The following is a 25,471-nucleotide window of genomic DNA, read 5'->3' as shown; positions in this document are numbered from 1 at the left end:
AGCTACCATGCCATGGAGATTAGGCAAGCCTTGCCTATGTGTGACCGGTGTGGCTGATCTGGTTGATGAGGAGTCTGATGCTCGGCAAAGCGGAAGTGCGCGACATCGTTGCGGCCGATCTCGGTCTCGCGCCGGACAGCATCGGTGACGACGACGACCTCGTGAGCCTCGGGATGCACTCCATGAAGCTCATGCACCTGTCCGCGAAATGGCGCAAGCAGGGCTACGACCTCCGCAGCTCCACCCTGGCCCTGCAGCCGACGATCGCCGCGTGGGCGGACCTGCTCGCCGCGGCGGGCGGCGCCGAATCCGCACCCCCGATCGACCCCGCGCCCGAGGTGGCCGGTGAGGAGTTCGAGCTGGCCACGATGCAGCACGCCTACTGGGTCGGCCGCCGCCAAGGCCAGGCGCTGGGCGGTGTCGCGGCGCATCTGTACGTCGAATTCGACGGCGCGGGTCTCGACCCCGAGCGGTTGCGTCACGCGGTCGCCGCGCTGGTGCGCCGCCACGACATGCTGCGCGCCCAGTTCCTCGACAGCGGTACCCAGCGCATCCTCCCGCAGCCGCTGGTCCCGGTGTTCGCTGCCGCCGACCTGAGCACCCGCCCCGACGCCGCCGACGAGCTCGAGCGCATCCGGCAGGACAAGAGCCACCAGCGCATGGACATCGGCGCGGGGCAGGTCGTCGACATCGCGGTGAGCACCTTGCCCGAGGGCAGACACCGCCTGCACCTCGACGTCGACATGGTCGCCGCCGACGCCCAGAGCTACCGGCGCATCCTCGACGATCTGGCCACCCTCTACGAATCCGACACCGAATCGCTTCCGCCACTGGGCATCTCCTTCCGCCGCTACCTGTCCGCCAAGAACGGCAACGTCCCCGATGCCGACGCCGCCTGGTGGGCCGAGAAGATCACCACCCTGCCCGACATCCCATCGCTCCCGGTGGTGCCGGAGAACGAACGCGCCGACGCCGCGCGCAGCATCCGCCTGCACCACTGGTTCGACGCCGAAGCCAAGGCGGCACTGCACCGCAACGCCCACGGCAACGGCGTCACCCCGGCCGTGGCCCTGGCCACCGTCTTCGGTGAGGTGCTGGCCCGCTGGTCGGCACGGCAGCGCTTCCTGCTCAACCTCCCGCTGTTCGCCCGCGAGCAACTGCACGACGACATCGACCAGGTGGTCGGCGATTTCACCAACTCGGTGCTGGTCGAGGTCGACGCGAGCACGCGCGAGTCGACGGTGGACCGCGCCAAGCGGCTGCAACGCGAATTGCACACCTGCGCCGAGCATTCGGCCTACGAGGGCCTCGATGTCCTGCGTGATCTGGGACGGCTGCGCGGTGGTCCGGTGACTCCGTCGGTGGTGTTCACCTCCGGCCTCGATCTCGGTGAGTTGTTCTCCGAGCGCGTGACTCGGCTCTTCGGCGAGCCGGTGTGGATCATTTCGCAGGGCCCGCAGGTCGACATCGATGCTCAGGTCGCCGAGCTCGGCGGCGGTCTCCTGGTGAACTGGGACATCCGCCGCGACGCCCTCCCCGAGGGCGTCGCCGAGGCGATGTTCACCGAATTCCGCAGCATCGTCGACGAATTGGTGGCACCCGAGGCCGACTGGCACGCCGATCTCGCCATCGAACTGCCCGACCGCCAGCGCCTGGTCCGCATCGAGGCCAACAACACCGCGTCCGACCTCGCCCCCCGAACCCTGCACGCTCCGTTCTTCGCTCGCGCCGCGCAGACCCCCGAGGCGATCGCGCTGCGCTGGCGTGACGGCGGTGCGCTCACCTACGGCGAGCTGGCCGCGCAGGCCCTGTCGGTGGGCCGTGAGCTCACCGAGGCGGGTGTGCGACCCGGCGACACCGTCGCGGTGATCATCGAGAAGGGGCACCGCCAAATCCCCGCTGTCCTCGGCGTTCTCGCCGCGGGTGCCACCTACCTCCCCATCGCCACCGACCAACCCGCCGCCCGTCGCGACCGCATCCTCACCCGCGGCGACGTGCGAATCGCCCTGGTCGACCTGCCCCTCGGTGAGCATCTCCCCACCGACGTGCGCACCATCGCGCTCGCTGACGCACTGGCAGGTCATCCCCTCGACCGCCCTGTCGAATCCACCCCCGACGACCTCGCCTACGTCCTGTTCACCTCCGGCTCCACCGGCGAGCCCAAGGGCGTCGAGGTGAGTCATCGCGCCGCCGCGAACACCATCGATGCCATCGACACCAGGTTCGGCGTGGGGGAGGGCGACCGATTCCTCGGCCTGTCCGCCCTCGGCTTCGACCTCTCGGTCTACGACATCTTCGCCCCGCTGACCCGCGGCGGCACCCTGGTCTGCCTCGACGCCGAGACCGAGCGCGACGCGCAGGCCTGGGCCGAGCTGATCGCCGAAACCGGTGTCACCGTGGTGAACTGCGCTCCCGGCCTGATCACCATGCTGCTCGAGCTGGGCACCGCCGAGCAGTTGCGCACGATCCGGCTGGTGCTCACCGGCGGCGACCGGGTGCGCACCGACCACGCCCAGCGCCTGCGAGCACTGGTCCCCGGCCTGCGTTTCGTCGGCCTCGGCGGCACCACCGAGACGGCCATCCACTCCACCGTCTGCGAGGTCACCGACGATTTCCCGGCCGAGTGGGACAACGTCCCCTACGGCACCCCGCTGGCCAATGTCGCGCTGCGCGTGGTGAACGAGCGCGGCGAGGACTGCCCGGACTGGGTGCTGGGCGAACTGTGGATCGGTGGCGCGAGCGTCGCCGAGGGGTATCGGGGCGATCCCGAGCGCACCGCCGACCGGTTCGTCGAACGCGACGGTCTGCGCTGGTACCGCACCGGCGACCTGGCCCGCTATCTGCCCGACGGGACCGTCGACTTCCTCGGCCGGGCCGATCACCAGGTCAAGATCCGCGGCTACCGGGTCGAACTCGGTGAAGTGGAATCCGCGCTCACCGCGCTGCCGAAGGTCACCGAAGCCGTTGCCCTGGTGACCGATTCGGGCCGCCTCGCTGTCGCCGTGACCACCACCGAGTCGGTGGAAACCCTGCTCGACCAGCTGCGGGATGCTCTGCCGGATTACATGATTCCCGAAGTCATCGAGGTGCTCGACCGTATCCCGTTGACCACCAACGGCAAACTCGACCGCGCCACGATCCGGCGCACCCTCACCGCCGATTCGGCGCAGGCCGGCTACGTCGAACCGGCCAACGAGGTCGAGGCGGCGCTGGCCTACATCGCCGCGCAGGTGCTCGGCATCGACCGGATCGGCGTGGAGACCGACTTCTTCGAGGTCGGCGGCAACTCGATCCTGGCCACCACGCTCACCGCCAAGGTGCGCGGCCTGCTCGCCGTCGACGGATTCGGTGTCGCCGGTGTGCTCGACGGCCGGACGGTTCGTCGCATCGGTGACGACCTGCTCGCCGCCGAACCGGTGCCGGCCCGGTTGCAGCAGGTCGCCCGCATCCTGTGCGAACTCGCCGACATCACCCTTCCCGACCCGGCCCTGTCCCGCTGACCCGGCTCCACCGCAGTAACGAGATTGGTTCGACCAGATGCGATCGTTGGAAGACCTACAGGAAGCCATGCGAGCCCGCCTCGCACAGGAAGGGCTGGCCGCTTCCCACGAGGTGCCCCCGCGTCGCGACCCGGCGCGCGCGCCGCTGTCCTTCGGCCAGCGTTATGTCTGGGCGCACCAGCAGATCGCTCCCGAGAGCACGGCCTACAACCTCTGCCTCGCACTGACTTTCACCGGCCACCTCGACGACGATGCCCTGCGCCGCGCCTTCACCGCCCTGCCCGCCCGCCACGAGGTGCTGCGCACCACCTACCACAATGACGAGCAGGGCAACCCCTACCAGCGCATTCATGCCGAGCTGCCGCCGCGCGTGCGCGAGGTCGACCTGTTCGGTCACGAGCAGCCCGATGCCGAACTGGCGCAGCTGGTCTCGGCCGCCGCGCACGAGACTTTCGACCTGTCGACCGAGTCCTCGCTGCGGCTGAGCTTCGTCCGCCTCGACGCCTCGACGATCGTGGTCGTGCTGGTGATCCAGCACATCGCCTGGGACGGCATGACCCTGCCCGCGCTGTCGCGCGATGTCGAACGGTTCTACGGTCAGGCGCTGATCGGAGAGATCACCGTCGAACCGCTGCGCCGACAGGTCGCCGACTTCGCCGAGTGGGAACAGGACCGCTTCGCCGAGGACGATCACCGTGCGGCCGAGCAGTTCTGGGCCGGGCGGTTCGACGGCGAAGTGCCCGAACTGGCCCTGCCGTACAACCGGCGGCCCGCCGTGGTGTCGGAGACCGGCGCACGGCTCGACCGCCTGCTCGGCACGTCGGCCGATGCCAACCTGCGTGCCCTCTCGGCGCAGCTGCGGGTGACCCCGTTCTCGGTGTTCCTCGCCGCCTATTACGTCGCGCTGCGTCAGCTCACCGGGCAGTCCGACATCGTCGTCGGCACCACGGTCGCTCATCGCGAAGAGTCCGGTATGGACCAGCTGATCGGCAACCTCAGCAACATGCTGCCGCTGCGGTTCACCGGTGGCGTCGACACCTTCGCCGAGCTGGTCGAGCAGGTGCGCACGGTGACCACGGATGCGTTCCGGCACAAAGGATTCCCCGCCGAAGCTGTGGTGCGCGCGGTCAACAAGGCCACCGGCAACATCGGCTCCCGGCTCTTCGACACCATGGTGCTGTTCCTGCATCAGAAGATCGACGGCCCGCAGCTGCCCGGCGCCCGCACCAGCTGGCACCTCGCCGACCACGGCGCCTCCCTGCTGCCGATCGCCGTCGAAGCGTTCATGCACGACGACCGCGTCGACGTCCAGATCACCTACCGCACCGACCTTTTCGACGAGTCGACCATCGTCCGCCTGCACGAGTACATCGACCAGGTGCTCACCGCGGCGACCGCGCAGCGCCCGCTGACCGAACTGCTCACGCTCTCCGAACGCGACCGCACCGCCCTCGACACCTGGTCGCGCGGTGGACGCGTGGCGATCGAGCGCGACACCGTCGACGCGATGATCCGGCATTCGGCGCTGACCCATCCGCAGCGCACCGCGGTCGTTTTCGGCGACATCGAACTTGACTACGCCGAATTCGATTCCCGGGTCAACCGATTCGCTCGACTGCTCCAGGCCCGCGGGATGCGCGGCGGTGACCGGGTCGGGGTGTTCGCCGAACGCAGCGAACACCTGCCGATCCTGTTCGCCGCGGTCCTGCGCACGGGCGCGGTCTACGTCCCGGTCGACCCCACCTACCCCGCCGACCGCATCGAGTTCATGCTCGCCGATGCCGAACCCACACTGCTGGTCCGCGCGGTGACCGGTGCACGCGACCGCGACCTGGGCGAGCTGTCGGTACCGATCGTCGACGTGCACACCGAGCAAACCCGATCCGAACTGGCCGCCCTGAACGACACCCCCATCGACCCGCACCGCCCGATCCACCCACTCGACGCCGCCTACCTCCTCTACACCTCCGGCACCACCGGCCGCCCCAAGGGCGTGGTGATCAACCACCGCGCCATCGCCAACCACGTCCAGTGGATGCGCGACTACCTCGGCTTCGCCGGTGCGCCACGACCGGCAGCGGCCCCCAGCACCACGCCGATTGCTGGTGGCATCGCGGAGATGGCGGGTCGCGACACGCCGGTTGCGGGCGGTGCTGCGGAGGTTGCGGGCGGTGCTACGGAGGTGGCGGGGAGCGCCACGCCGGTGGTGGGTAGCGCCATGCCGGTGGCGGGCGGCGCCACATCGGTCGCGGGTGGCGCTGCGGAGACGGCGGGTGGCACTGCGTCGGTCGAGGGTGGCGCTGTGGAGGTGGCGGGTGGAGCTGCGGATTCGGCGGAGCGCATTCTGCAGAAGGCGCCGATCGGTTTCGACGTCTCGGTGTTCGAACTCGTCAATGCTCTGTGCACCGGGTCGACCACCGTTCTGCCGCCGCCGGAGTGGTGGCAGGCCGATGTGGAGGCGCTGGCCTCGATCATCGAGCGGCATCGGATCACTCAGATCTCGTTGGTGCCCAGTGTTGTTCGAGCGTTCCTCGACTCCGGTCCCGATCCGGCACGGCTGCGATCGATGCGCTTCGTCTACCTCGGCGGGGAGGCTGTGCCGCCGCCGTTGGTCGAGGAGGCGAGCCGGGTGTTCGGTGGCAAGGTGCTCGGGTTGTACGGCCCCACCGAGGGCGCCATGGACATCACCCACGAGGACTTCGCCGGGGCACTCGCCGATCCGCCCGCCTTCCGGTCGGCCCTGATCGGCCTGCCCGAGTGGAACTCCGATGTGCACGTCCTCGACGAGCAGTTGCGCCGGGTACCCACAGGTGTCACCGGTGAGCTCTACCTCGGCGGCATCCAGCTCGCCCAGGGCTACCACCGCCGTCCCGGCCTGAGCGCGGGCACCTTCGTCGCCTGCCCGTTCGCCGACGAGCCGGGCGCACGCATGTACCGCACCGGCGACATCGTGCGCTGGCACCCCAGCGGCAGCCTGGAATACCTGGGCCGGGTCGACGACCAGGTCAAGATCCGCGGCCACCGCATCGAACTCGGCGAAGTCGCCACCGTCCTGCGCCAGGTCCCCGGCATCGCCTCCGCCGTCGCGATCGCGGTCCCACGCGGCGCCGACTCGGTCCTCGTCGCCTACTACATCGCCGACCCGGAGTCCCCCTTCGCCGACAGCGCCTCCGACGAGCACGCCGGCACCATCCGTGCACACCTCGCCCACCTGCTGCCCGACTACATGATCCCCTCGGCCCTGGTCCGCCTGCCGGAACTGCCCCTCACCGCCAACGGCAAACTCGACCGCAAGGCCCTCCCGCAACCGGACCTCGGCGGTGAATCCGGCAATGGCCGTGCCCTGCGCGACGCCGCGGAAACCGCTGTCGCGGAGGTGATCTGCCAGGTCCTCGGCATCACCGACACCGTCCTCGCGGCCGACGACGACTTCCTCGCCCTGGGCGGCGACTCCATCAGCGCCATCCGCATGGCCTCGGCCCTCAAGAAGCGCGGCTTCCTGATCACCACCAGCGCCCTGTTCGAAGCCCGCACGGTCGCCGCGATCGCCACCGCCACCACCCCGCTCGACGAGGCGGCGGGCCCGGTGCTCATCGAATCCGGCGACGGCACCGGCTGGATCCCCCTGCAACCCATCGCCACCCTTCTCACCTCGGGCCCGGCCTACAACGCCTACTCCCAGGCCACCGCGGTGGTCACCCCCGCCGACGCCACCCTCACCCGCCTCACCGCCGCGGTCCACCACCTCACCGACCGCCACCCGCTCCTCCGTTCCCGCATCGCCACCGGCCCCGACGGGTCACCCGCCTACTTCGTGCCTTCGGCTGTCCGCATCGGACCAGCGGCCACGAAAGCTCTGGCCGAGGTCGCCGAGTCGCCAGCGCACGCCGTGGTCGTCACAGCCGACAACGACCTACACTCCGCAGTCCCTACTCGGACCGCCGATCGGGATGCCGCCACCGATCCGACTGCGAGCGCCGTGTCGGATGTCGCTACCGAGCTGACGGCGGGGGCTGAGCTGGGTGCCTCCACCGAGCCGATCGCGAATCTCGTGCCGGGTGCGGTCACAGCGGAGTCGGGTGCGGTTGCCGACCGGCCGGAGCTGGCGGAGGCGGTCGACGCTGTCTCCGGTGGCGGCCAGGGCGCCGTGGCTGAGATGGAGGTAGAAGCCGGGTTTCCGGTTGTGTCGGAAGTGGTCGTACCGGAAGCCGAATGGGCTGATGGTGCAGGCGAATTGCTGCAGCGCCATCTGCGCGAAACCGCCGAATCGCTCGATCCTGCCGCGGGCCGGATGGTCGGCGCGGTCTGGGCACACACCGACGGCGGTTCGACGGGCCGCCTGCTGCTCGTCGCCCACCACCTGGTCGTCGACGGCGTCTCATGGCGAATCCTCCACGACGACCTGCGCCAATGGTGGGACGGCACAGCTGATCTCGGCACCACCGGTACCTCGGTCCAGACCTGGAACACCAATCTCGCCGCCCTCGCGCACACTCCTGAGATCACCGCGACCCTCCCCACCTGGCAGGCCGCAGCCGAGGCCACCGACCCACCACTCGGTACCCGCCCCTTCGACCCCACCCGCGACACCGTCGCCACGGTCCGCGAGATCACCGCCGACCTCGACACCGACGACACCCAGTTCCTGATGACCACCGCCGCAACGGCTTTCCGCTGCGACTTCCTCGACATCCAGGTCGCCGCCCTCGCCGTCGCCACCCACCGCTTCCGCCGCGACCGTGATCGCGACAGCGCGACCACCTCCGTCACCATGGAACGCCACGGCCGCGTCGACGACCTGTTCACCGGCGCCGACCTCGCCAACACCGTCGGCTGGTTCACCACCGCCTACCCGATGGCACTCGACATCAGCGGCGGCCGTGCGGAATTCGAGCCGGACATGGTGCGCGCGGTGCAGGCGGTCAAGGAACAGGCCCTCGCCGTCCCCGACTCCGGCATCGCCTGGGGGCTACTGCGCTGGCTGAACCCGGAGACCGGGAAAGCGCTGGAAACCCGTGCCGCACCGCAGATCAGCTTCAACTACATGGGTCGCTTCGCCCTCGCCGGTCCGGACGACGCCTGGGCTGCGGCCCCGGAGTTCGGCTACCTGGGCGGTCACGCCGACCCCGACATGCCCGCCCCCGCCGTCCTCGACATCAACACCGTCGCCCTCGTCGAAACCGGCGAGCACCCCACCCTGCGCGCCTCCTTCCGCTACCCGGGCGGTGTGCTCACCGAGGCCGAGGTGACCGAGTTCGCCGCCCTGTGGACCGGCGCCCTGCGCGACCTGGCCAAGACCGTCCGCGAGAACCCGGCCGCCCGCCGCACTCCCAGTGACGTCCTCGCCACCGAGGTCACCCAGCTCGACCTGGACCGCTGGACCGGCCTCTACGGCGCCTTCGAAGACGTCCACCCCCTGGCCCCACTGCAAGCGGGCCTGTACTTCACCGCCCTGAGCACCGCGGGCCGCGACGCCTACACCGTGCAGACCACCATCACCGTGCGCGGCGCCCTCGACGTCGAGCGCCTGACCCGCTCGCTGAACACCGTGTTCAACCGCTACCCGAACCTGCGCATCGCGGTCTCGGTCTCGCACGCTGGTCAGCCGTACGCGATCGTCGCCGAGCGGATGGACTTCCAGGTCGACGAGGTCGCCATCGACACCGCCGTGCTCGAGGACTTCCTCGAAACCGACCAGGCCAAGCCCTTCGACCTCGCCCGCGGTCCGCTCATGCGCGCCACCGTCGTCCACCTGCCCGGCGACCAGCACATGCTCGTGCTCGCCTCGCACCACATCCTCACCGACGGCTGGTCGGGCCAGCTGCTGCCGCGCGAGATCTTCGCCCACTACGCCGACAGCACTGCCGAACCACTCGGCAGTCCAGCCACTTTCGCCGAGTTCCTGCGCCACACGAGGGCCACCGAGGCGGCCACCGAAGCGGCCTGGACCGAGTACCTGACCGACGTCGGCCCCTGCCTGGTCGCCCCGAACCGCGCCACCGGCAGCTCGGAAGTGCCCGTGCAACACCGCTTCCCGATCGAACCGGACCTCGCCGACGCACTCACCGAACGCGCCGCCGAACTGGGCACGACCTTCAGCGCGCTGTGCCAACTCGCCTGGGGCAGTGTGCTGCGCTGGGTCACCGGCGAGGAATCGACGGTGTTCGGCGAGGTCGTCTCCGGTCGACCGGCCGATCTCGACGACATCGACACCGCCATCGGCTGTTTCGTCAACACGGTCCCCGTGGCGATCCGCCTCGACGCGCAGCGCACCTGGCGCGAGATCGTCACCGAGACGCAGCGCCGCCGCCGAGAACTGCTGGAGTTCCACCAGTTCCGCCTCACCTCGGCCATCAAGGCCACCGGCACCCGCAAGCTCTTCGACAGCATGTTCGTCTTCCAGTCCTACCCCTCCGGGCGCGAGGAACTGGTCCGCCTGCTCGGCGCGCGCGAACTCGACCTGGTGGCCTTCGAAGGCCGTGGCGCCACCGACAACGCCCTGATGGTCATGGTCTTCCCGGCGGACCTGCTGTTCCCCGGCGAACCGTGGCAGGTGGTCGTGTTCTACGCCGAGGACTCCTTCGACGCGGGCGACGCCGAGATCATCGAAACCGCTTTCACCAACACCCTGCGCGCGCTCGCGGGCGATGTCGATGCCGCGCTCGGCGCGACCGAGATCCTCGACGACGAGGACGCGGCGATGTTGGCGATGAGACGTATGTGGCAGTGAAGGAGATAGGTACATGGCAGGCTCACCCGGCTGGCTCCGCAAGTTCCACCGTCCCCGCACCGCGGGGGCGCCACCACTGGTGATCTGTCCGCACGCGGGTGGCGGCGCCTCGAGCTATCGGCCGTTCTCCAAGGCGCTGTCGCCGGACTTCGACGTGCTGCTGCTGCAGTACCCCGGCCGCCAGGACCGCGCCGCCGAACCGGCCAAGGGCAGCATCGTCGAACTCGCCCGCGGCGCCTTCGACGAATACGAGCGCACCCCGTTCGCCACCGGCGCCGCGCCGCTGACGGTGTTCGGCCACAGCATGGGCACCATGGTGGCCTTCGAATTCGCCCGGCTGGCCGAGGCGGCGGGTTTGCCGGTGCGCCTGCTCGGCGTCTCCGGCGCGGTCGCGCCCTGGCAGGTCGCCGACATGCCCAACCACCCCACCGACGACGACGAACTGCTCGAGCACCTGACCGGACTGCAGGGCACCGGCGCCGACGTGCTCGGCAACCGCGACCTGATGCGGATGGCCCTGCCCGCGCTCAAAGCCGACTACGCCGCCTTCGACGCCTACACCTGCGGCAAGGACGTCACCGTCGCCGCGCCGGTCCACGCGATGGGCGGCAGCGACGACGAGTTCGTCGCCATCGGCGACCTGTACGCCTGGCAGCAGCACACCGAACAACCACTGGCGGTGAGCCTGTTCGACGGCGGCCACTTCTACCTGCACGACCACATCGCCGACATCGCCGAGGTACTGGCGACCGGGCTGGAGAACCGATGAGCGCGCACGATCCGATCGTCATCACCGGCATGGCCGTGGAGGCACCCGGCGATGTCGACACCCTCGGCGGCTACTGGGACGCGCTGGCCGAGTCCCGCGACCTGCTCGGCCCCTTCCCTCGCGATCGCGGCTGGCCGCTCGACCAGGTCTTCGGACTCGGCCGCCAGGAAGGGTGGAGCACCGTCCGGGATTCGGGCGGATTCCTCACCGGCGGTGCGCGATTCGATCCCGGCTACTTCGGGATCAGTCCGCGCGAGGCCGTCGCGATGGATCCGCAGCAGCGCGTCGCGATGCGGGTGGCCTGGCGCGCGCTGGAGAACGCGGGCATCAACCCCGGGCGTCTCGACGGCGACGAAGGTGGCTGCTACCTGGGGGTCTCGGCCACCGAGTACGGCCCGCACGCCGCACAGGTCAACGAGCACACCGGATATCGCGCCACCGGCGGCGCGTTCGGCGCCGTCTCCGGCCGGATCTCGCACGGCCTCGGCCTGGTCGGACCCACCATGACCGTCGACACCGCCTGCGCGTCCTCGATCACCGCGCTGCACCTGGCAGCCTCGGCCATCAGAGCGGGTGACTGCGAATGGGCGCTGGCCGGCGCGGTCTGCGTGCTCGGCTCGCCCGCCGGATTCTTCGAATTCTCCAAGGCCAACGCCCTGTCCACCGATGGCCAGTGCAAGCCCTACTCCGCCGAGGCCACCGGCACGCTGTGGGGTGAAGGTGCGGGCATCGTCGTGCTGGAACGACGCTCGCGCGCAGTGGAACTCGGCCACCGGATCTACGGTGAACTGCTGGGCAGCCGGGTCAACCACAACGGCAAGGGCGCGCCGATCGCCGTCCCGAGCGCGCAGGCGCAGGAACAACTGATCCGCAAAACCATTGCCGCCGCCGGTATTCCGGCTTCGCACATCGGCATGATCGAGGGTCACGGCACGGGGACCGCGGTTGGCGATCCGCTGGAACTGTCGGCGCTGCAACAGGTCTACGGCGACGGCGACGCGCGCCTCGGCTCCGTCAAGTCCAATCTCGGTCACGCCCAGGCCGCTTCGGGCATGCTCGGCCTGATCAAGGTCCTGCTCAGCGGTCTGCACGGGCAGATCGCGCCGACCAGGCACGTCGAGAAACCCACCGACAAGGTGGTGTGGGAATCGACGAACCTGCGCCTGGCCGACCGCCTGCACGACTGGGCACCGATCGACGGCATCCGCTACGGCGCGGTCTCCTCCTTCGGCGTCGCCGGAACCAATGCCCACGCCATCGTGGCGATGCCCGCCCAAGAGGTGACCCATGTCTGACCATCGGCTTCCCGACGGCACCATCCCGGTGCTGCTGTCCTCCGACACCGAGGACTCCCTGCGCCGCGAAGCGGTCGCCATCCTCGCCTACTGCGAACGCCACCCCGACCTGACGCCCGAGCCGGTCGCCGAGATGCTGCTGCGCACCAGGGTCGCGCGCAAGCACCGCGCACTGGCCACCGTCACCGACCGCGCCGAGCTGCTGGCCGCATTGCACGCGATCGCCGAGGGCACCGCTCACTCCCGGGTCGTGCGCGGCACCGCCATCCCGCGCACCATCGGCTACGTCTACCCAGGTCAGGGCAGCCAGCGCCCCGGTATGGGCCGCATGTTCTACCAGCACTCCGCGGCCTTCCGCGCCGCCGTCGACGAGTGCGAGGCGGTCTTCGCCGACCTGTTCGGCATCTCGCCACTGGCCTACCTGTTGCACGAGGGCGACGAACTCGAAGACGACGTGCGCATCGTGCAGCCCGCCCTGTTCATGCAGATGATCGGCCTGTCGGCCCTGTGGCGCGCGGTCGGCGTGCACCCCGCCGCCACTGTCGGCCACTCCCAGGGCGAGATCGCCGCCGCGGTGGTCTCCGGGGTGATGCCGCTGGCCGACGGCGTGCGCGTGGTGACCATCCGCGCCGAACTGGTCGAAACCACCTGCCGCGACATCGGCGTCTACGGCGAGTACTCGATGGCCGTGCTCGGCATCGACCGCGACGAGTGCGAAGCGTTGCTGGCCGCCAACTCCGGCTGGGCCGAGCTGTCGGTGGTGAACTCCGCGCACATCCTCGCCATCTCCGGCCAGCGGTCGATGATCACCGAGGTCGTCGAAACACTCACCACGCGTGGGGCGTTCGCCAGGGAGATCCGGGTCGACTACCCGGCGCACACCTCGATCGTCAGCCCGTTCCGCGATCTGCTCTGCGAGAGCCTCGACGTCCTGGACAGCCCGACCTTCGCCGCCACCGAAATCCCTTGCTACGGCGGCGCACTCGGCAAAGCCATCACGCCTGACCTGCCGACCGGCGACTACTGGTTCTGGAACCTGCGCAACCGGGTGCGCTTCGACCTCGCCATCGCCGCCGCCGCCGAATACGGCGTCGACACGCTGCTCGAGATCGCCGACCACCCGATCCTGATGCTGGCCATCCAGGAGAACCTGGCCACCCTCGCCCCGCCCCGCGACTACCTGGTCACCGGCACCTCCCGGCGCACCGCGACCGACCTCACCGAATTCGCCCGCAGCGTCGCCCAGATCGCGGTGAGCGACACCAATTTCGACTGGGACGGACTACTGGTCCCCGGCCCGGCGGTCAAACGGCTGCCGCTGTTCGACTTCCCGAACACCCAGACCAACGACAAGCACCTGTGGGCGCCCTTCGACTACACGGGCACCTCGGCGCTGCCGGTGCCGGACGCGCCGATCGTCGAGCCCGTGCCACGGATCGTGGAGCAGTGGGTGCACCTGCCGCGTCGCACGCTGGTTCCGCCGCGCTCGATCGCCCTGGTCGATCCCACCGACAGTCAGGCCGATCTGCTGGACGCGATCCGCGCGGGCGCCAAGCGTCACGGGGCGACCATCGTCGATCTCGATGGTGGAAACAACAGTGCCACAACGGTGTACGACACCATCGCGGTGCTGCTTCCCGCTCTACCGACGGCGAATGTCGAAGCGGTGGGCGATTCCCTCCCGCTCAGCGCACCCGGGTCCATCAACGCCGCGATCGCGCAACTGGCCGAGTTCCTCGGACAGCGCTCCTGGCTGCCCGACACCGCCGGGGTCACCGACATCTGGCTGGTCACCACCGGCGGCGAACAGGTCGTCGACGGCGACCTGCCCGGCCTGTTCCCCGCCGCCGCCCAGGCCGGATTCCGCTGCCTGGCAGCCGAATACCCAGGAATCAGCTTCCGTCATCTCGACCTGCCAGCCGCCGCGGCACACCCGCCGATCACAACCGAGACCTTTGTCGGCGCGTCCGCCACCACGACTGGTCCGACGAATGCGGTCACGGCGGCGCCGGGTGCGTTCGCCGGCACGACTGATCCGGCGGCGGCCAGTGCGGCATCGGGTGCGTATACCGCCACGGTGGATCCGGCCATGGCAGCACCCGGTGGGTCCGCCGCTACCGCCTATCCGGTGACCACGGCCGGGACCGCGTTCGGTGCGTCTACCGCCATCACTGATCCGGTAGCCGCGGCGTCGGCGGCGCTCGGTGCGTCTGCCGCCATCGCTGATCCGGCGGCCGGGGCGTCGGCGGCGCTCGGTGCGTCTGCCACCGTCGCTGATCCGGCGACCACCGCCAAGGCTGTGCTCGGCGCGATGCACACCGCAGGTGAACCGGAGCTCGCCGTCCGTGAATCCGGTCTGTTCGGCAAACGCCTGATCGCCGACGAATCGGTGGTGACCACCTTGACCGCCGACGAGCTGCGCGAGGTCGTGATCGTCGGTGGCACAGGAAAACTCGGTCTCGACTTCTGCGCCGAGTTCGCCCGCGCGGGTGCGGGTCGGATCACCCTGGTCAGCCGCTCCGGCGGCTCGGCCGACGCCCAGGCGCGGATCGCCGAGATCACGGCCGCCGGGGCGCGGGTGCGCGTGCTCACCTGCGATGTCACCGATCCCGACGCCGTGCGCGCGCTGGGGGAGCAGTTCGCCGATACACCTGTCGACCTGCTCGTGCACGCTGCTGTCGACTACGCGGCCGCGGCCGACCCCACTCCGGCATCCATCACTGCCGCGGCCGCACCCAAGATCGTGGCGCTCGACCACCTGATCCGCGAGCTGCCACGCACCACCAACGGCCGTGTGCTGCTGTGCTCTTCACTTTCGGCAACCGTCGGCGGGCGCGGTCATGCGGTCTACGCGGCGGTCAACCGGATGCTCGACGCCGCCGCTGCCCGGTACCGCGCCGAAGGCATCGCCTGCACCTCGGTGCAATGGGGACTGTGGCGGGCGGTCGGTGCCGATCAGGCCGAGGCGCTCGCCGCGATCACGGGCACCGGACTGCGGCCGATGGACCCCGCGGGCGCCATCGCCGCCGGTGTCACCACCGCTGCGGAGAACGTGATCGTGGTAGCGGCGGACTGGCCACGGGTCACCGAGGTGTTCACTGCGTTCGGGCTCGGTGCGCTGTTCGCCGATCTCAAGATCACCGAAACCGTTGCCGCCGAACCTGTCACGTCCGCAGCGGTCGCGATCTCCGAACGGCAGCTCGACCCGGCTGCGCCGATCGGCGCAACCCCGGTCGGCCCGATCGCCAATGCGGCCCCGGTCGCGCCGATCGGCACCGCCAACCTCGGTGCATCGATCGGTAGGGCCAACCCTGTCGCGCCGATCGGCACCGCTAACCCCGGCCCATCGATCGGCACGGCCAATTCTGTCGCGCCGGTCGGCACCGCTAACCCCGGCCCATCGATCGGCACGGCCAATTCTGTCGCGCCGATCGGCACCGCCAACCCTGTCGCGCCGATCGGAACCGCCAATCCTCTCGCGCCGATCGCCACTGCCGACCTGGTCCGCCTCGCCCTGCGCGAGGTGATGGGCCTGGACGAGACCGACCCCATCGACGGCACCGTGCCACTGGTCGCCCTCGGTCTCGACTCACTGCAAGCCCTCGACCTACGCAAACGGGTGGAGACGGAACTGCGGCTGGAACTGCCCGTCACCGCGATCATGGGCGGCGCCTCACTCGATGAGGTGATCGGGTTGTTGCAGACGTGATGCGGCTCCCACACGGGCATCAGAATTAGGTTAGCGTTGCCAAAGTCACGTTGGGGCAAGGATTCACGGGATCGGAGAAACCGCGTTGTCAACCAATCCGGCGATCGTCGTCGAGGGAGTCGAGAAGTCCTTCGGCGACGTGCGTGCCCTGCGCGGCATCAGTTTCAGCGCGCCCGAGGGGAGCGTGCTCGGCGTCCTCGGCCCCAACGGCGCGGGCAAGACCACCACCGTGTCGGTGCTGTCCACCCTGCTCCGGCCCGACGCGGGCCGGGCGAGCGTGGCCGGCTACGACGTGGTCACCCAGGCCGACGAGGTACGCGCCTCGATCATGCTCACCGGCCAGTACGCGGCCCTGGACGAAATGCTTACCGCCAGAGAGAATCTCATCCTCTTCGGGCGGCTGATGGGGCTGGGCCGCAAGGCCGCCAAGGTCAAGGCGGGTGAACTGCTCGGCCGCTTCGATCTCGAGGAGGCGGGCGATCGCCGGGTCGGCCAGTTCTCCGGCGGCATGCGCAGGCGCATCGACATCGCCTGCGGGCTGGTGCGCCAGCCGAAGGTCGTCTTCCTCGATGAGCCGACCACCGGCCTGGATCCGGTGAGTCGGCAGGGCCTGTGGACGCTGATCCGCGAGCTCAAGGAGCAGGGCGTCACCATCCTGCTCACCACCCAGTACCTCGAGGAAGCCGACGTCCTCAGCGACAACATCATCGTCGTCGACAAGGGCACGGTGATCGCCGAGGGCACCGCCGATCAACTCAAAGCCCGCGCCGGAGCCAGCTATTGCGAGGTGGTTCCGGTCGCCGCCGGTGACGTCCCCGCCCTGGTCACCGTGCTCAGCGGCCTGGGCGAATGCGCGGTTCCCGAATCCGCGGACCGGGTCTCGCTGCCCGCACCCGATGGCGCCGCCACCCTCACCGAGGCACTGGACCGGGTGAACGCCGCGGGCATCGAACTCATCGACATCGCTTTGCGCCGCCCCTCACTCGACGAGGTATTCATCCAGCTCACCACCGAGGCCACCGCGTGATCGCCTGCGATGCAACGAGTTCCGCGTATCGGCGCGCACTCGAATGCCGACACCGACCAGGAGCAGGCGCGGCCAGTCCCGAGGGCGAACGCTGGTCGATGCTGACGGACTACATTCCGGTGCTGCACGGAACCGAGGGGGCGCGCGCATGAGCGTCGCCACCGCACCGCTGGTGCGCGTACCACCGCTCGAACAGTGGAGTGCGCTGAGCGAGCGCGGAATTCGCGCCGCCCTGCGCGAGGGCGACCTCGTGCTCACCTTCGCCTCACCGCTGGTGTTCTTCGTCTGCTTCTTCGTGCCCCTGCGCAAGTCGATGGAAGCCGTCGGCATCGACTACGCCCAGTACCTGCTGCCGCTGATCGTGGTGCAGTCGATGTTCTTCACCTCGATGTTCGCCGCCGACCGTGCCGCGCGCGAGGTCTCGGCGGGGATGGGCACCCGGCTGCGGGCCATGCCGCTGCACGCCTGGGTGCCACCGGCCGCGCGGATGTCGGCCAATCTCGTGCGCGCGGTCACCGCGCTGCTCGGCGCGCTCGTGATCGGCACCCTGTTCGGCTTCCGCTTCCACGCCGCGCTGCCCGCCCTGGTCTTCGTCGCGCTCACCCTGCTCTTCGGCGCGGCCCTTGCCATCGCCTGCGATGCGCTCGGCACCCTCACCGCCAACCCCGAACTCGGCGCGACCGTGCTGTTCGTGCCGCAGCTGCTGCTGGTGATGATCTCCACCGGATTCGTTCCGGCCGAGGGCTTCCCCGGCTGGATCCAGCCGTTCGTCCGCAATCAGCCCGTCTCCCAGGTCGCCGGCGCCCTGCGCGGCCTGGCCGAAGGGCGCTATCCCCCCGAACTCACCCTGGCGGCGATCTGGATCGGCGTCCTGCTCATCGGCGGCGCGGTGCTGTCGCTCCGGGTCGAGAGGAAGCGGCGATGACCACACTGATCGACCAGAGCCTGGTGGAGACCGGGCGGTTGCTGCGCCGCTGGAGCCGCCAGCACGAGGTGCTCACCAGCACCCTGGTGCTCCCGGTCCTGCTGCTGCTCATGTTCCAGCTCGTGCTCTCCCGCACGCTCGAGCTCGGCGGTGGCTCCGAGCCCATCTACGGCTTCGTCCCGATGATCGCCGTCGCCGGTGCCATGTATGGGGCGATGGGCACCGGGATGTCGCTGTTCGGCGAACGCGAAAGCGGTCTGCTGCGCCGGTTCTGGGTGCTGCCGATCAATCGCGGCGCGGGCCTGGTCGGCCGCCTGCTGGCCGAGTGCGTGCGCGCGCTCGCCGCCACCGTGGTCGTCGTGCTCGTCGGGATCCTGCTCGGCCTGCGCTTCGAGAGCGGCATCATCGGAGTGTTCGGCGTGCTCGCCGTGCCGGTGATCGTCATCATCGGGTTCACCCCGCTGGTGGTGCTGGTCGGCGTCAGCAAGATCGGCGGCCAGGTCGTCCAGATCTTCGCCGTCGTCGTCCTGGTCGGCATGTTCTTCAACTCCGGCTTCGTCGCCGTGAGCAACTACCCCGGCTGGCTCCAGCCCATCGTCGCCCACCAACCCATGAGCTGCGCCATCGACGCCATGCGCGGCTTCCTCCTCGGCGGCCCGATCGCCACCCCACTACTCCAGACCATCGCCTGGTCGCTCGGCCTGCTCGTGGTCTTCGGCGGGCTCGCGGTCCGCGGCTATCGCAAGGCCGCGCAGAGCTGAACCACAGCCGACCGTCTCGCTACCGTGCGGTCGACAGCCGGTTGGTGAACATCGCCAGATGGTTCGCGATGCGCCGCTCGAGTTCGGCGGGCGGGCCGGGAATCACGGTGAAATCCTCGTCGTCGTGGTGTTGCAGCAGGTAGCGGCCATCGTCCGGATAGTCGAGCCAGAGGAACGCCTTGCCGTCATCGGTCGGGCGCGCGTCCAGCTGGTAGCCGGGGAACACCGTGATCTCCCCGGTCCCGATGCGGGAGCGGCGGAAGAATCGCTGAACCTGCTCGGTGGGGGAGAGCCGGGTGGGATGCCGGGCGTAGGTCGCGGCCTCCATGTCGCGGCGACGGCCCTGGAAGCGCGGCGTCGAACCACCCGGCATGCGCGGCAGCACCGCGACGATCTCCGCCGCGAGCCCCGCCCGCGCCACGGTGCTGATCGTGACCGCGCCACCTTGGTCCCGCGTGGGACCGTGCGCCTGCGCGACCAGCGTGCACCGATCGCCGATGATTCCGGCGAACACCCGCACGACCCGCTCCTGCCCCGGCCCGTGCAGCCCCGCGATCTCGACCCGGACCTGTGGCTCGAGCACCGCCTCGAACGCCGCGTGCAGCTCCTCGTCGTACCCGTTCTGCAACCGGCGCACCGCGTCCTGGCGACGCTCGTTGTACTCCTCGAGCGTCTCGGCGAACTCCGGCTGATACCGCAGCGGATAGGGCAGCCGGTCACGGCCGTGGGCCTCGATCGCGATGGCGAACGCGTCGGCGTCGAGACGCCAACGGCCCCCGACCGGTGGCGTTCGTTCGGCGTTGTCGGACAACTCGTGGAACGAGGTGGTCATCAGCCGATCACCCCGCCCGGGGGTAGGGTCGGCGGGAGCTGGCCGATGAGCTCGCTCTCCCGATCCTGGATGAGGTAGTCGGGAATGGCGTGCTCGTTCTCGTCGTCGCGACCGTTGCCGCCGCGGCCACCGCCGCCCATCATGCCCGGCATGCCACTCATGCCACGGCCCGCGCCACCGGCACCCGCGGCCCTGGCGCCGGACCCGGCGGTGCCCGCACCGCCCTGGGTGCCCGGCAGACTGCTGCCCGCGCCCGGCACTCCCGAACCCGGAGTGCCCGAACCCGGTGCGCCCGAACCGGATCCGCCGGTTCCGGGCGAACCCGCGCCGCCGGTTCTCAGGTCGCCGGGCGTGCTCGGCGACCCGGTGCCCGCGGGCGTCGTCGCGGCCGGAGTGGTCGCGGCCGGGGTGGTGCTGCTCGGAGTGGTCGAATCGCCGGTTCCGTCGTCGCCCTGATCACCACCGGTGTCGTTCGACTGCGGCGTGGTGGTCGTCGGATTCTCCGGTGTGCCAGCGGGATTCGTGGTCGACGGGGTGCCGCCGGTGGTGCCGCCATTGGTCCCGTTGCGATTGTTGCCGCCCCCGGTGCCGTCGTCCGGGGTGCCGTCGCCGACCGTGTTCTGCGGGACGGGCAGCACCGGGGTCTGCCCGTCGACCTTCAGCGAACCCGGCTGATAGGTGCCGATCATGAACAGCCGTGCGGATTCCTCGGCCTCGTTGGCCCGATGGCTCGCCGCCTTGACCACGCCGTTCCCGGGAATGTGACCGACGAACTCGTCGAACCCCGACAGCTCCTCAGGCTTGGGAATCGCGATCTTCGCCTGTCCGAGCAGCCCTTCCATGTGGTCGATGCCATTGGCGACCATCTGGAACGTGAGCGGCAGTTTCGCCGCCTCGGCGGTATAACTCTTGATCGCATCGATCGCGGCGTTACCCGAAGCGCCCGACCACTTCTCCGACAGCACCTGCTCGAACTTGGTCCGATAATCGTTGACCGCGGTCTCGGTCCCCGTCGTGAGCCGCCGCCAACCATCGGCCCCCGCGTTCACATCGGCCGCACTCACCCCCGGCTGCCCGTCCTTGCCGTTGAGCGCGTCCCAGATCTCCTGATGCGGCCAGCTGATGAACGGCTCCGGGCTGGTGACCGCCGCCTTGGCCATCGTCACCCCCGAACCGTCCTGCAACCGCGACCATTCGTCACCGATGATCGTGCGATCGCCCTCCCACGTCCGCTTCCCCTCGTCATCCAGCCTGGACCGATCGTCCTTGGCATTGTCGGACCGGTCGTGGTTGTCCATGACCTTGAAGATCCCGAGAGTGCCCACATGGCCGAGGAATTCGCCGAGATCGCCGAGCCCCATCAGATACCCGCCCCATTCGCGGCGATATCGCCCGCGGCCTGCTGATCGACGGCCTGCAATTTGCCGATGGCGGCGAGGAAGGTGTCGCGTTGGTCGCGCGCGATGGCGATGTGCTGGTCGAGGCGTTTGACGGCGGAGTCGTCGGGGTCATCACCACCGGAGACGGCTTTGGCTTCGAGTTTCTTCTGGATGGATTGGGCGGAGGGGAGGCCGCCCCAGCCGGTCAGGCGGTTGAGGCTCCTGGCGAAGTCCTGCTGCCTCTCGAGGTCGAGGACGTACTGGTTGATGACGTTGGCGAGCGATTGACCGAGGTCTTCTTCCAGCTTGAACTCGCCGTTGATGGCTTGCTGCTTCATATTTCGCCAGTACTGGGCGTGATCCTGTGTCATCCGGGTCCCCCGATCTTCTCTCTACTTCGGCAGGTGTGGCTCGAGCGCGGCGGCGTACTTCTCTGACATCTCGCAGAGGTCACCGACTCGGGGACCTTCTGAGCTCAACCATGAGGTGCGCACTTCGAACATGCCCTGCTCGGCCTCGAACGACACGTAGCAGGCGTCGGGATCGTCCTTCTCCTTGGATACCAGGGCGGTGCGGGAGTTGACGGTGGTCTCGCGGACCACTACCGCGCTCTCCTTTTCCCTGGCTTCTGTGAGCGTGTGACTCGTGGAGAACACGCCCACCGTGCGCCGACCTGACCCGTATCGATCGTCGAGGGGTATCCAGTTGCACACCCGCCACGACGAGACACCGGTCGGCGGATCGGTCAGCACCCCCTTCGTCGCCGGATCAAGCCCCACACTGGTCAGCACCTCATCCGACAACGCCCCCCGACACGGATTGAACACCTCGATAGTGTCCAGATCCCGCACCGTCGTCGTAGCCCCCGCCGACCCATCGACAGACTCCCCACACCCGGCCAGCGCCCCCGCCGCAATCGCCCCGCAGACCACAGCCCGCATCACCGCAACGCTTCGCACAACACTCCTACCTGGTCGGACCCAGCAGCTCTCCGCCACTACAAACTTAGACGCACCCCACCCCCAACCGGTTCCACCCAATCACCCACCCCTATCCAACCATCCCACCGAACAAGCCACCACGGCACAGTGACCGACCTCGATGACGCCGCCTCGGAAAGACGGACATCTCAGCCGGGCGCGTCCTCGGCGTCGCAGTCACGGCGAACCCCTTGCGGTCTGACGTCGTCGTAGCCGGACTCGATACGTCGCGGTGGTTACGATCCGCCAGCTTGCCTCGAATTCGAGTAAACCGAACCCCTCGCTTCCGAGGAACGCCCGGGCAATCTCGCCGGCCTCTGTTTTGTCGACCCGGTCGGCACACCCATCCGTGCCTGAGTGTGACCACGTGAAGGCTTGATTCGGGAATTCTCCGCCACGTATTCCTGCACTTGCTCCGTGGCGATCAGTGGTGGCTCTGGCTCACTCAAGGTTTGTTCAGAGTCGCTCGGTTGAGAATATCGGTGTAGAGCAATCTTCCGCCCAAGAGTCGGAGGGCGGCGAGACGGGACTTGGCGCGGCCGATGTTGTCGGTGCGGGTGCCGTGCTCGTAGTAGAAGACGTCCCACCAACCGTCACCGGCTTGAATCAGGCACCAACTCTGCTCGCGCAGTTCACCTTCCGAGATCAGTGACCGCGGTGCGTCCACGTGGGAGAACCACGCGAGCTGGCCACTCGGATCCTGGGAGAAGATGCCCTCGCTTCTGGTCACTGTGCGATCTCCTCGATGAATCCGGCGCCCACCAGGTCGACGACGGGCATCACGGTGAAGTATTGGATTCCGCCACCCGGCCTGCCGAACCATGGTGCGACCGGGCCGGTCCACACCGGAGTCGGCGTGAGCACCCGCCACTGACGGTAGCCCGATTCCGCGTAGTCGATCGGCAGCGAGCGCGCACCGAAAGGCGTGCCGATGTCGTAGAGCAGTCGCGTGAAAGTGGTTCCGAACGAATCCATGATCCGTCCGGGCTCGAGTCGTCCGGGCAGACGGCTCGTGGGAGTAGCGAACCCGCTGGGGTGCAGCGTTTGGTCAGGCCAGCGGAGAAGCCTGCGACCCGCCGATGCACCCAGGTCTTCCGGAGCGACATACTCTCGTGCCCACTGGGATTCCCGCACCCCGCCGAACACGTCACCATCATCGAACAGCGCCTGGACGGCCGGGCTGGTGATCGGCGCGCCACCCACCGATCCCGCTGTGCCGTGCCCCGGTGCGAGTGGTTGTTTCCCGTCCAGGCCGCCGCCGATCAGCCCGAGAAATCCGAAGCAGGCCGATGGCTCGTTGTCGTAGACACAGAGATCGTGCTTGCCGCCACGTTCGTACCAGAATGCTTCGAAGGTGCCGCCGTCGCCCGGAACCAGGCAGAAGTGGTCATCGCGAAGTCTGCCGACCGAAGCGACGGATTCGGGGACCCCCAGCCCTCGTAGAATGACATCTAGCTCATGGAAATCCACGGTGAACCCCTGTCGTGTCCAGGTCAGTCGGACAGTATCGCTTCGAGCGCGTCATCGACCCGATCCAGCGCATCCTCATCGAGCAGGACCGGCTGAAAGCCGCGAGACTTCGCGTGCTCGATGAACTCGACGGGAACCTCGATGCCGTACTCCTTGACGAAATAGCCCCAGTAGGTAGGCCAGACCCATATTCCGTCGCTGGACAAGCCGGTTGGAACGCCGTGGTCGCGCGCCGGATCGAGGGGGTCCGCCATCGATTGGGTCGAAACCAGTGACTGGCAATCCAACAGATAGCGCGACAGGGGCTCACGAAACTCGTGGGCCAACAGGCCGACCCGATCCGCCAAGCTGACCTCTTCCCAATTTCCCTTTCCCGGCCGGGGATCCTCGATGAAATACGGAAGAAGTTTCACGATTATCAGCCTTCTCGCGCCTCGCGTGTTCTTTCCGTCGGTGACGACTATGTTTGATGTATCGAGCGCAGAGGTGGATGTACTTGCGCGCCGGGGACCGGTCTGCCCGCTTCGATCGCTTGGTCGAACTCTTCCCCGATCAGATCCGGCGGCAGACTCCGGTGCGCTGTGATCACCCCGGTGTGCTTGTTCAGCACGTAGTTTCCCAGGCCGAGTCCCATCCCGGCCGCGAGCTCGGTCGAGGACAGGATCGCCTGAGCTACCCAGCCGTGCCGGGTCTCGATCGTCAGAAACTCCCGACCCTGGCCGAAGACCTTGGCCAGCGACAGATTGGCCTGTTCCCTGGTGAGGATTGGCTCCGGCATCTGCGTACCTCCATTGGCGGTGCGATAAGGTCGGCGTTTGACGTCAGTACTTGACAAGCCATTCGGGCTGGCGGTATCGGCGAACAATGAGATCCATACCCTCGGTGAAAGTATTTCCGAGAACGAGAACCCCGGCAGTCCAGTCTCCGATGAGACGCCCATCCGCCAAGATGGAATATCCCATCTCGCCTCCGCTGCGCCCGAGTGGTGACAGAGTCTGACCAAGCCTTTCTTGAAGGCTGAAATACTGCTCGGGCAGGCCCTCGAACGGGTCCATCGGATCGAACTGGACAGGGTCGCCTGCCCATTGAGCTGATTCGATTTCTGGTGGATATATCCACAATCCGCCGAAATTACTCAGGATGTCGACGGACTCCGGTGAGAAATGGTAGCCAATCGACTCCAGTGTGCGGATGGTGGAGCTCATGTCAACCCGTCGGTCGGGACTCCATCCGCATTCCGTCAACGTTCGCTCGGTCAACGGTGATGGCCAATCATACTGCATCACTTCACCATCCAATCCCTAGAAGTCCCAACAAGTACTTGTCTCCCCGGCATGCCTCTACCCACTTGGCGTGCTGTATGTCCGAGCGGAGGGCGAACTGTTCTCTTGATCTGCGGCTACAGCTCGATTGTCCCGTGTCGGGGCCACTCTCCCGTCGTCTGGAACTGACGGACCGCCCAGTCCGTGGCCGTCGCCGACGCGCTGTCGGTCGGTTGACAGTGGAGCGGGTTCTTGGTGATCCGCAGTTGGTGCGCGGCCTCCGACTCTGTCGGTGGGTCCAGTGCCTTCACCAGGACTCGGTACTCGACCGCCGTCTGTTCCTCGCTGGTCAGAGTCAGCTGGATCCGGTGTTGGGGTGGGTGGATCCGTCGCCCAGGTGGTTTCAGACCGTTCGCTATCGCCTGGTCGTACCGGTTCCCGATCGTCGTCAGCGACAAGCTCGGATGGCGGGTGACCACTCCTGTCTTCTTGTCGATCACGTAGGCCGCCGTCCCCATCGAGTTGGCTGCTGATTCCGTGATCGGTCGGGCCACCCAACCGTGGCGGCTCTCCAGCAGGGACAGCGTTGTGTCCGGGCCCAGGATTCGCGCCAGCAGTTGTTCGGCCTGCTCCAGATTGTATACCGGTTCCGGCATTGTCGGGCCCTTCGTTGGCGTCGATCGGGATGAAGATCATCTCCGCGGCGTCGTCCAGGAGGGAGGCGGGCGGAGAGTCGGACGTTTCGGATGTCTGCGGATCCCACCACACCGGACCTTCCGCGCCCGGTGGGTAGACGATCACCGTCGCATGGCCTCCCTCGATGACCGGGGAT

Annotated in this window: 18 protein-coding genes; 8 read left to right on the top strand and 10 right to left on the bottom strand. The window is 68.5% G+C overall.

Annotated features, from left to right (window positions below):
• Positions 1–77 precede the first annotated feature (77 nt).
• The 8 genes from ACFVVM_RS28920 to ACFVVM_RS28885 all read left to right on the top strand — a co-directional run bounded on the left by ACFVVM_RS28920 (position 78) and on the right by ACFVVM_RS28885 (position 18,716).
• Positions 78–3,500 carry an amino acid adenylation domain-containing protein gene (locus ACFVVM_RS28920; protein ID WP_387624695.1) on the top strand — a complete coding sequence of 1,141 codons (3,423 nt, stop codon included), beginning with the start codon at positions 78–80 and terminating at the stop codon, positions 3,498–3,500.
• Between the two features lie 37 nt (positions 3,501–3,537).
• Positions 3,538–10,230 (top strand): condensation domain-containing protein, encoded by a 6,693-nt coding sequence (locus tag ACFVVM_RS28915; protein ID WP_387624693.1) that lies wholly within the window; start codon positions 3,538–3,540, stop codon positions 10,228–10,230.
• Positions 10,231–10,243: 13 nt separating this feature from the next.
• The gene (locus ACFVVM_RS28910; protein WP_387624690.1) at positions 10,244–10,999 is read left to right on the top strand and encodes a thioesterase II family protein; all 756 of its coding nucleotides are present in this window, start codon (positions 10,244–10,246) and stop codon (positions 10,997–10,999) included.
• Entirely contained in the window at positions 10,996–12,294 is a 1,299-nt protein-coding gene (locus tag ACFVVM_RS28905) for a polyketide synthase (RefSeq protein WP_387624687.1), read from the top strand. Before ACFVVM_RS28910 ends, ACFVVM_RS28905 begins: the two co-directional genes overlap by 4 nt.
• Entirely contained in the window at positions 12,287–16,003 is a 3,717-nt protein-coding gene (locus tag ACFVVM_RS28900) for an SDR family NAD(P)-dependent oxidoreductase (protein ID WP_387624684.1), read from the top strand. Before ACFVVM_RS28905 ends, ACFVVM_RS28900 begins: the two co-directional genes overlap by 8 nt.
• Before the next feature lie 85 nt (positions 16,004–16,088).
• Positions 16,089–17,030 carry an ATP-binding cassette domain-containing protein gene (locus ACFVVM_RS28895; RefSeq protein WP_387624682.1) on the top strand — a complete coding sequence of 314 codons (942 nt, stop codon included), beginning with the start codon at positions 16,089–16,091 and terminating at the stop codon, positions 17,028–17,030.
• A 148-nt stretch (positions 17,031–17,178) separates the two neighbouring features.
• A complete protein-coding gene (locus ACFVVM_RS28890) occupies positions 17,179–17,955 on the top strand; it encodes an ABC transporter permease (protein ID WP_387624679.1) in 777 nt (258 codons plus the stop codon).
• Positions 17,952–18,716, top strand: a complete 765-nt coding sequence (locus tag ACFVVM_RS28885) for an ABC transporter permease (protein WP_387624677.1) — start codon at positions 17,952–17,954, stop codon at positions 18,714–18,716. Before ACFVVM_RS28890 ends, ACFVVM_RS28885 begins: the two co-directional genes overlap by 4 nt.
• Before the next feature lie 19 nt (positions 18,717–18,735).
• Here ACFVVM_RS28885 and ACFVVM_RS28880 read toward each other — a convergent pair whose 3' ends face one another.
• The 10 genes from ACFVVM_RS28880 to ACFVVM_RS28835 form a co-directional block, all read right to left on the bottom strand.
• Positions 18,736–19,548 carry an ESX secretion-associated protein EspG gene (locus ACFVVM_RS28880; protein ID WP_387624674.1) on the bottom strand — a complete coding sequence of 271 codons (813 nt, stop codon included), beginning with the start codon at positions 19,546–19,548 and terminating at the stop codon, positions 18,736–18,738.
• Complete coding sequence (locus ACFVVM_RS28875) at positions 19,548–20,909, bottom strand: hypothetical protein (RefSeq protein ID WP_387624671.1); 1,362 nt, start codon at positions 20,907–20,909, stop codon at positions 19,548–19,550. Before ACFVVM_RS28875 ends, ACFVVM_RS28880 begins: the two co-directional genes overlap by 1 nt.
• Complete coding sequence (locus ACFVVM_RS28870; protein WP_387624668.1) at positions 20,909–21,298, bottom strand: hypothetical protein; 390 nt, start codon at positions 21,296–21,298, stop codon at positions 20,909–20,911. Before ACFVVM_RS28870 ends, ACFVVM_RS28875 begins: the two co-directional genes overlap by 1 nt.
• Before the next feature lie 21 nt (positions 21,299–21,319).
• The gene (locus ACFVVM_RS28865; RefSeq protein WP_387624665.1) at positions 21,320–21,886 is read right to left on the bottom strand and encodes a DUF3558 domain-containing protein; all 567 of its coding nucleotides are present in this window, start codon (positions 21,884–21,886) and stop codon (positions 21,320–21,322) included.
• 466 nt (positions 21,887–22,352) lie between these two features.
• Complete coding sequence (locus ACFVVM_RS28860; RefSeq protein ID WP_387624662.1) at positions 22,353–22,637, bottom strand: hypothetical protein; 285 nt, start codon at positions 22,635–22,637, stop codon at positions 22,353–22,355.
• The gene (locus ACFVVM_RS28855) at positions 22,634–23,041 is read right to left on the bottom strand and encodes a TNT domain-containing protein (protein ID WP_387625055.1); all 408 of its coding nucleotides are present in this window, start codon (positions 23,039–23,041) and stop codon (positions 22,634–22,636) included. Before ACFVVM_RS28855 ends, ACFVVM_RS28860 begins: the two co-directional genes overlap by 4 nt.
• Before the next feature lie 359 nt (positions 23,042–23,400).
• Positions 23,401–23,790, bottom strand: a complete 390-nt coding sequence (locus ACFVVM_RS28850) for a hypothetical protein (protein ID WP_387624659.1) — start codon at positions 23,788–23,790, stop codon at positions 23,401–23,403.
• Positions 23,791–23,837: 47 nt separating this feature from the next.
• The gene (locus ACFVVM_RS28845) at positions 23,838–24,155 is read right to left on the bottom strand and encodes a hypothetical protein (RefSeq protein WP_387624657.1); all 318 of its coding nucleotides are present in this window, start codon (positions 24,153–24,155) and stop codon (positions 23,838–23,840) included.
• 43 nt (positions 24,156–24,198) lie between these two features.
• Positions 24,199–24,660 carry an SUKH-3 domain-containing protein gene (locus ACFVVM_RS28840; protein ID WP_387624654.1) on the bottom strand — a complete coding sequence of 154 codons (462 nt, stop codon included), beginning with the start codon at positions 24,658–24,660 and terminating at the stop codon, positions 24,199–24,201.
• A gap of 116 nt (positions 24,661–24,776) precedes the next feature.
• Positions 24,777–25,295 (bottom strand): hypothetical protein, encoded by a 519-nt coding sequence (locus tag ACFVVM_RS28835; protein WP_387624652.1) that lies wholly within the window; start codon positions 25,293–25,295, stop codon positions 24,777–24,779.
• Between the last annotated feature and the right edge of the window lie 176 nt (positions 25,296–25,471).

The organism is Nocardia sp. NPDC058176 (assembly GCF_042883805.1).
GTDB lineage: Bacteria > Actinomycetota > Actinomycetes > Mycobacteriales > Mycobacteriaceae > Nocardia.
Note: the sequence above shows the minus strand (reverse complement) of the source record. Positions and strands in the feature narration are given on the sequence as shown.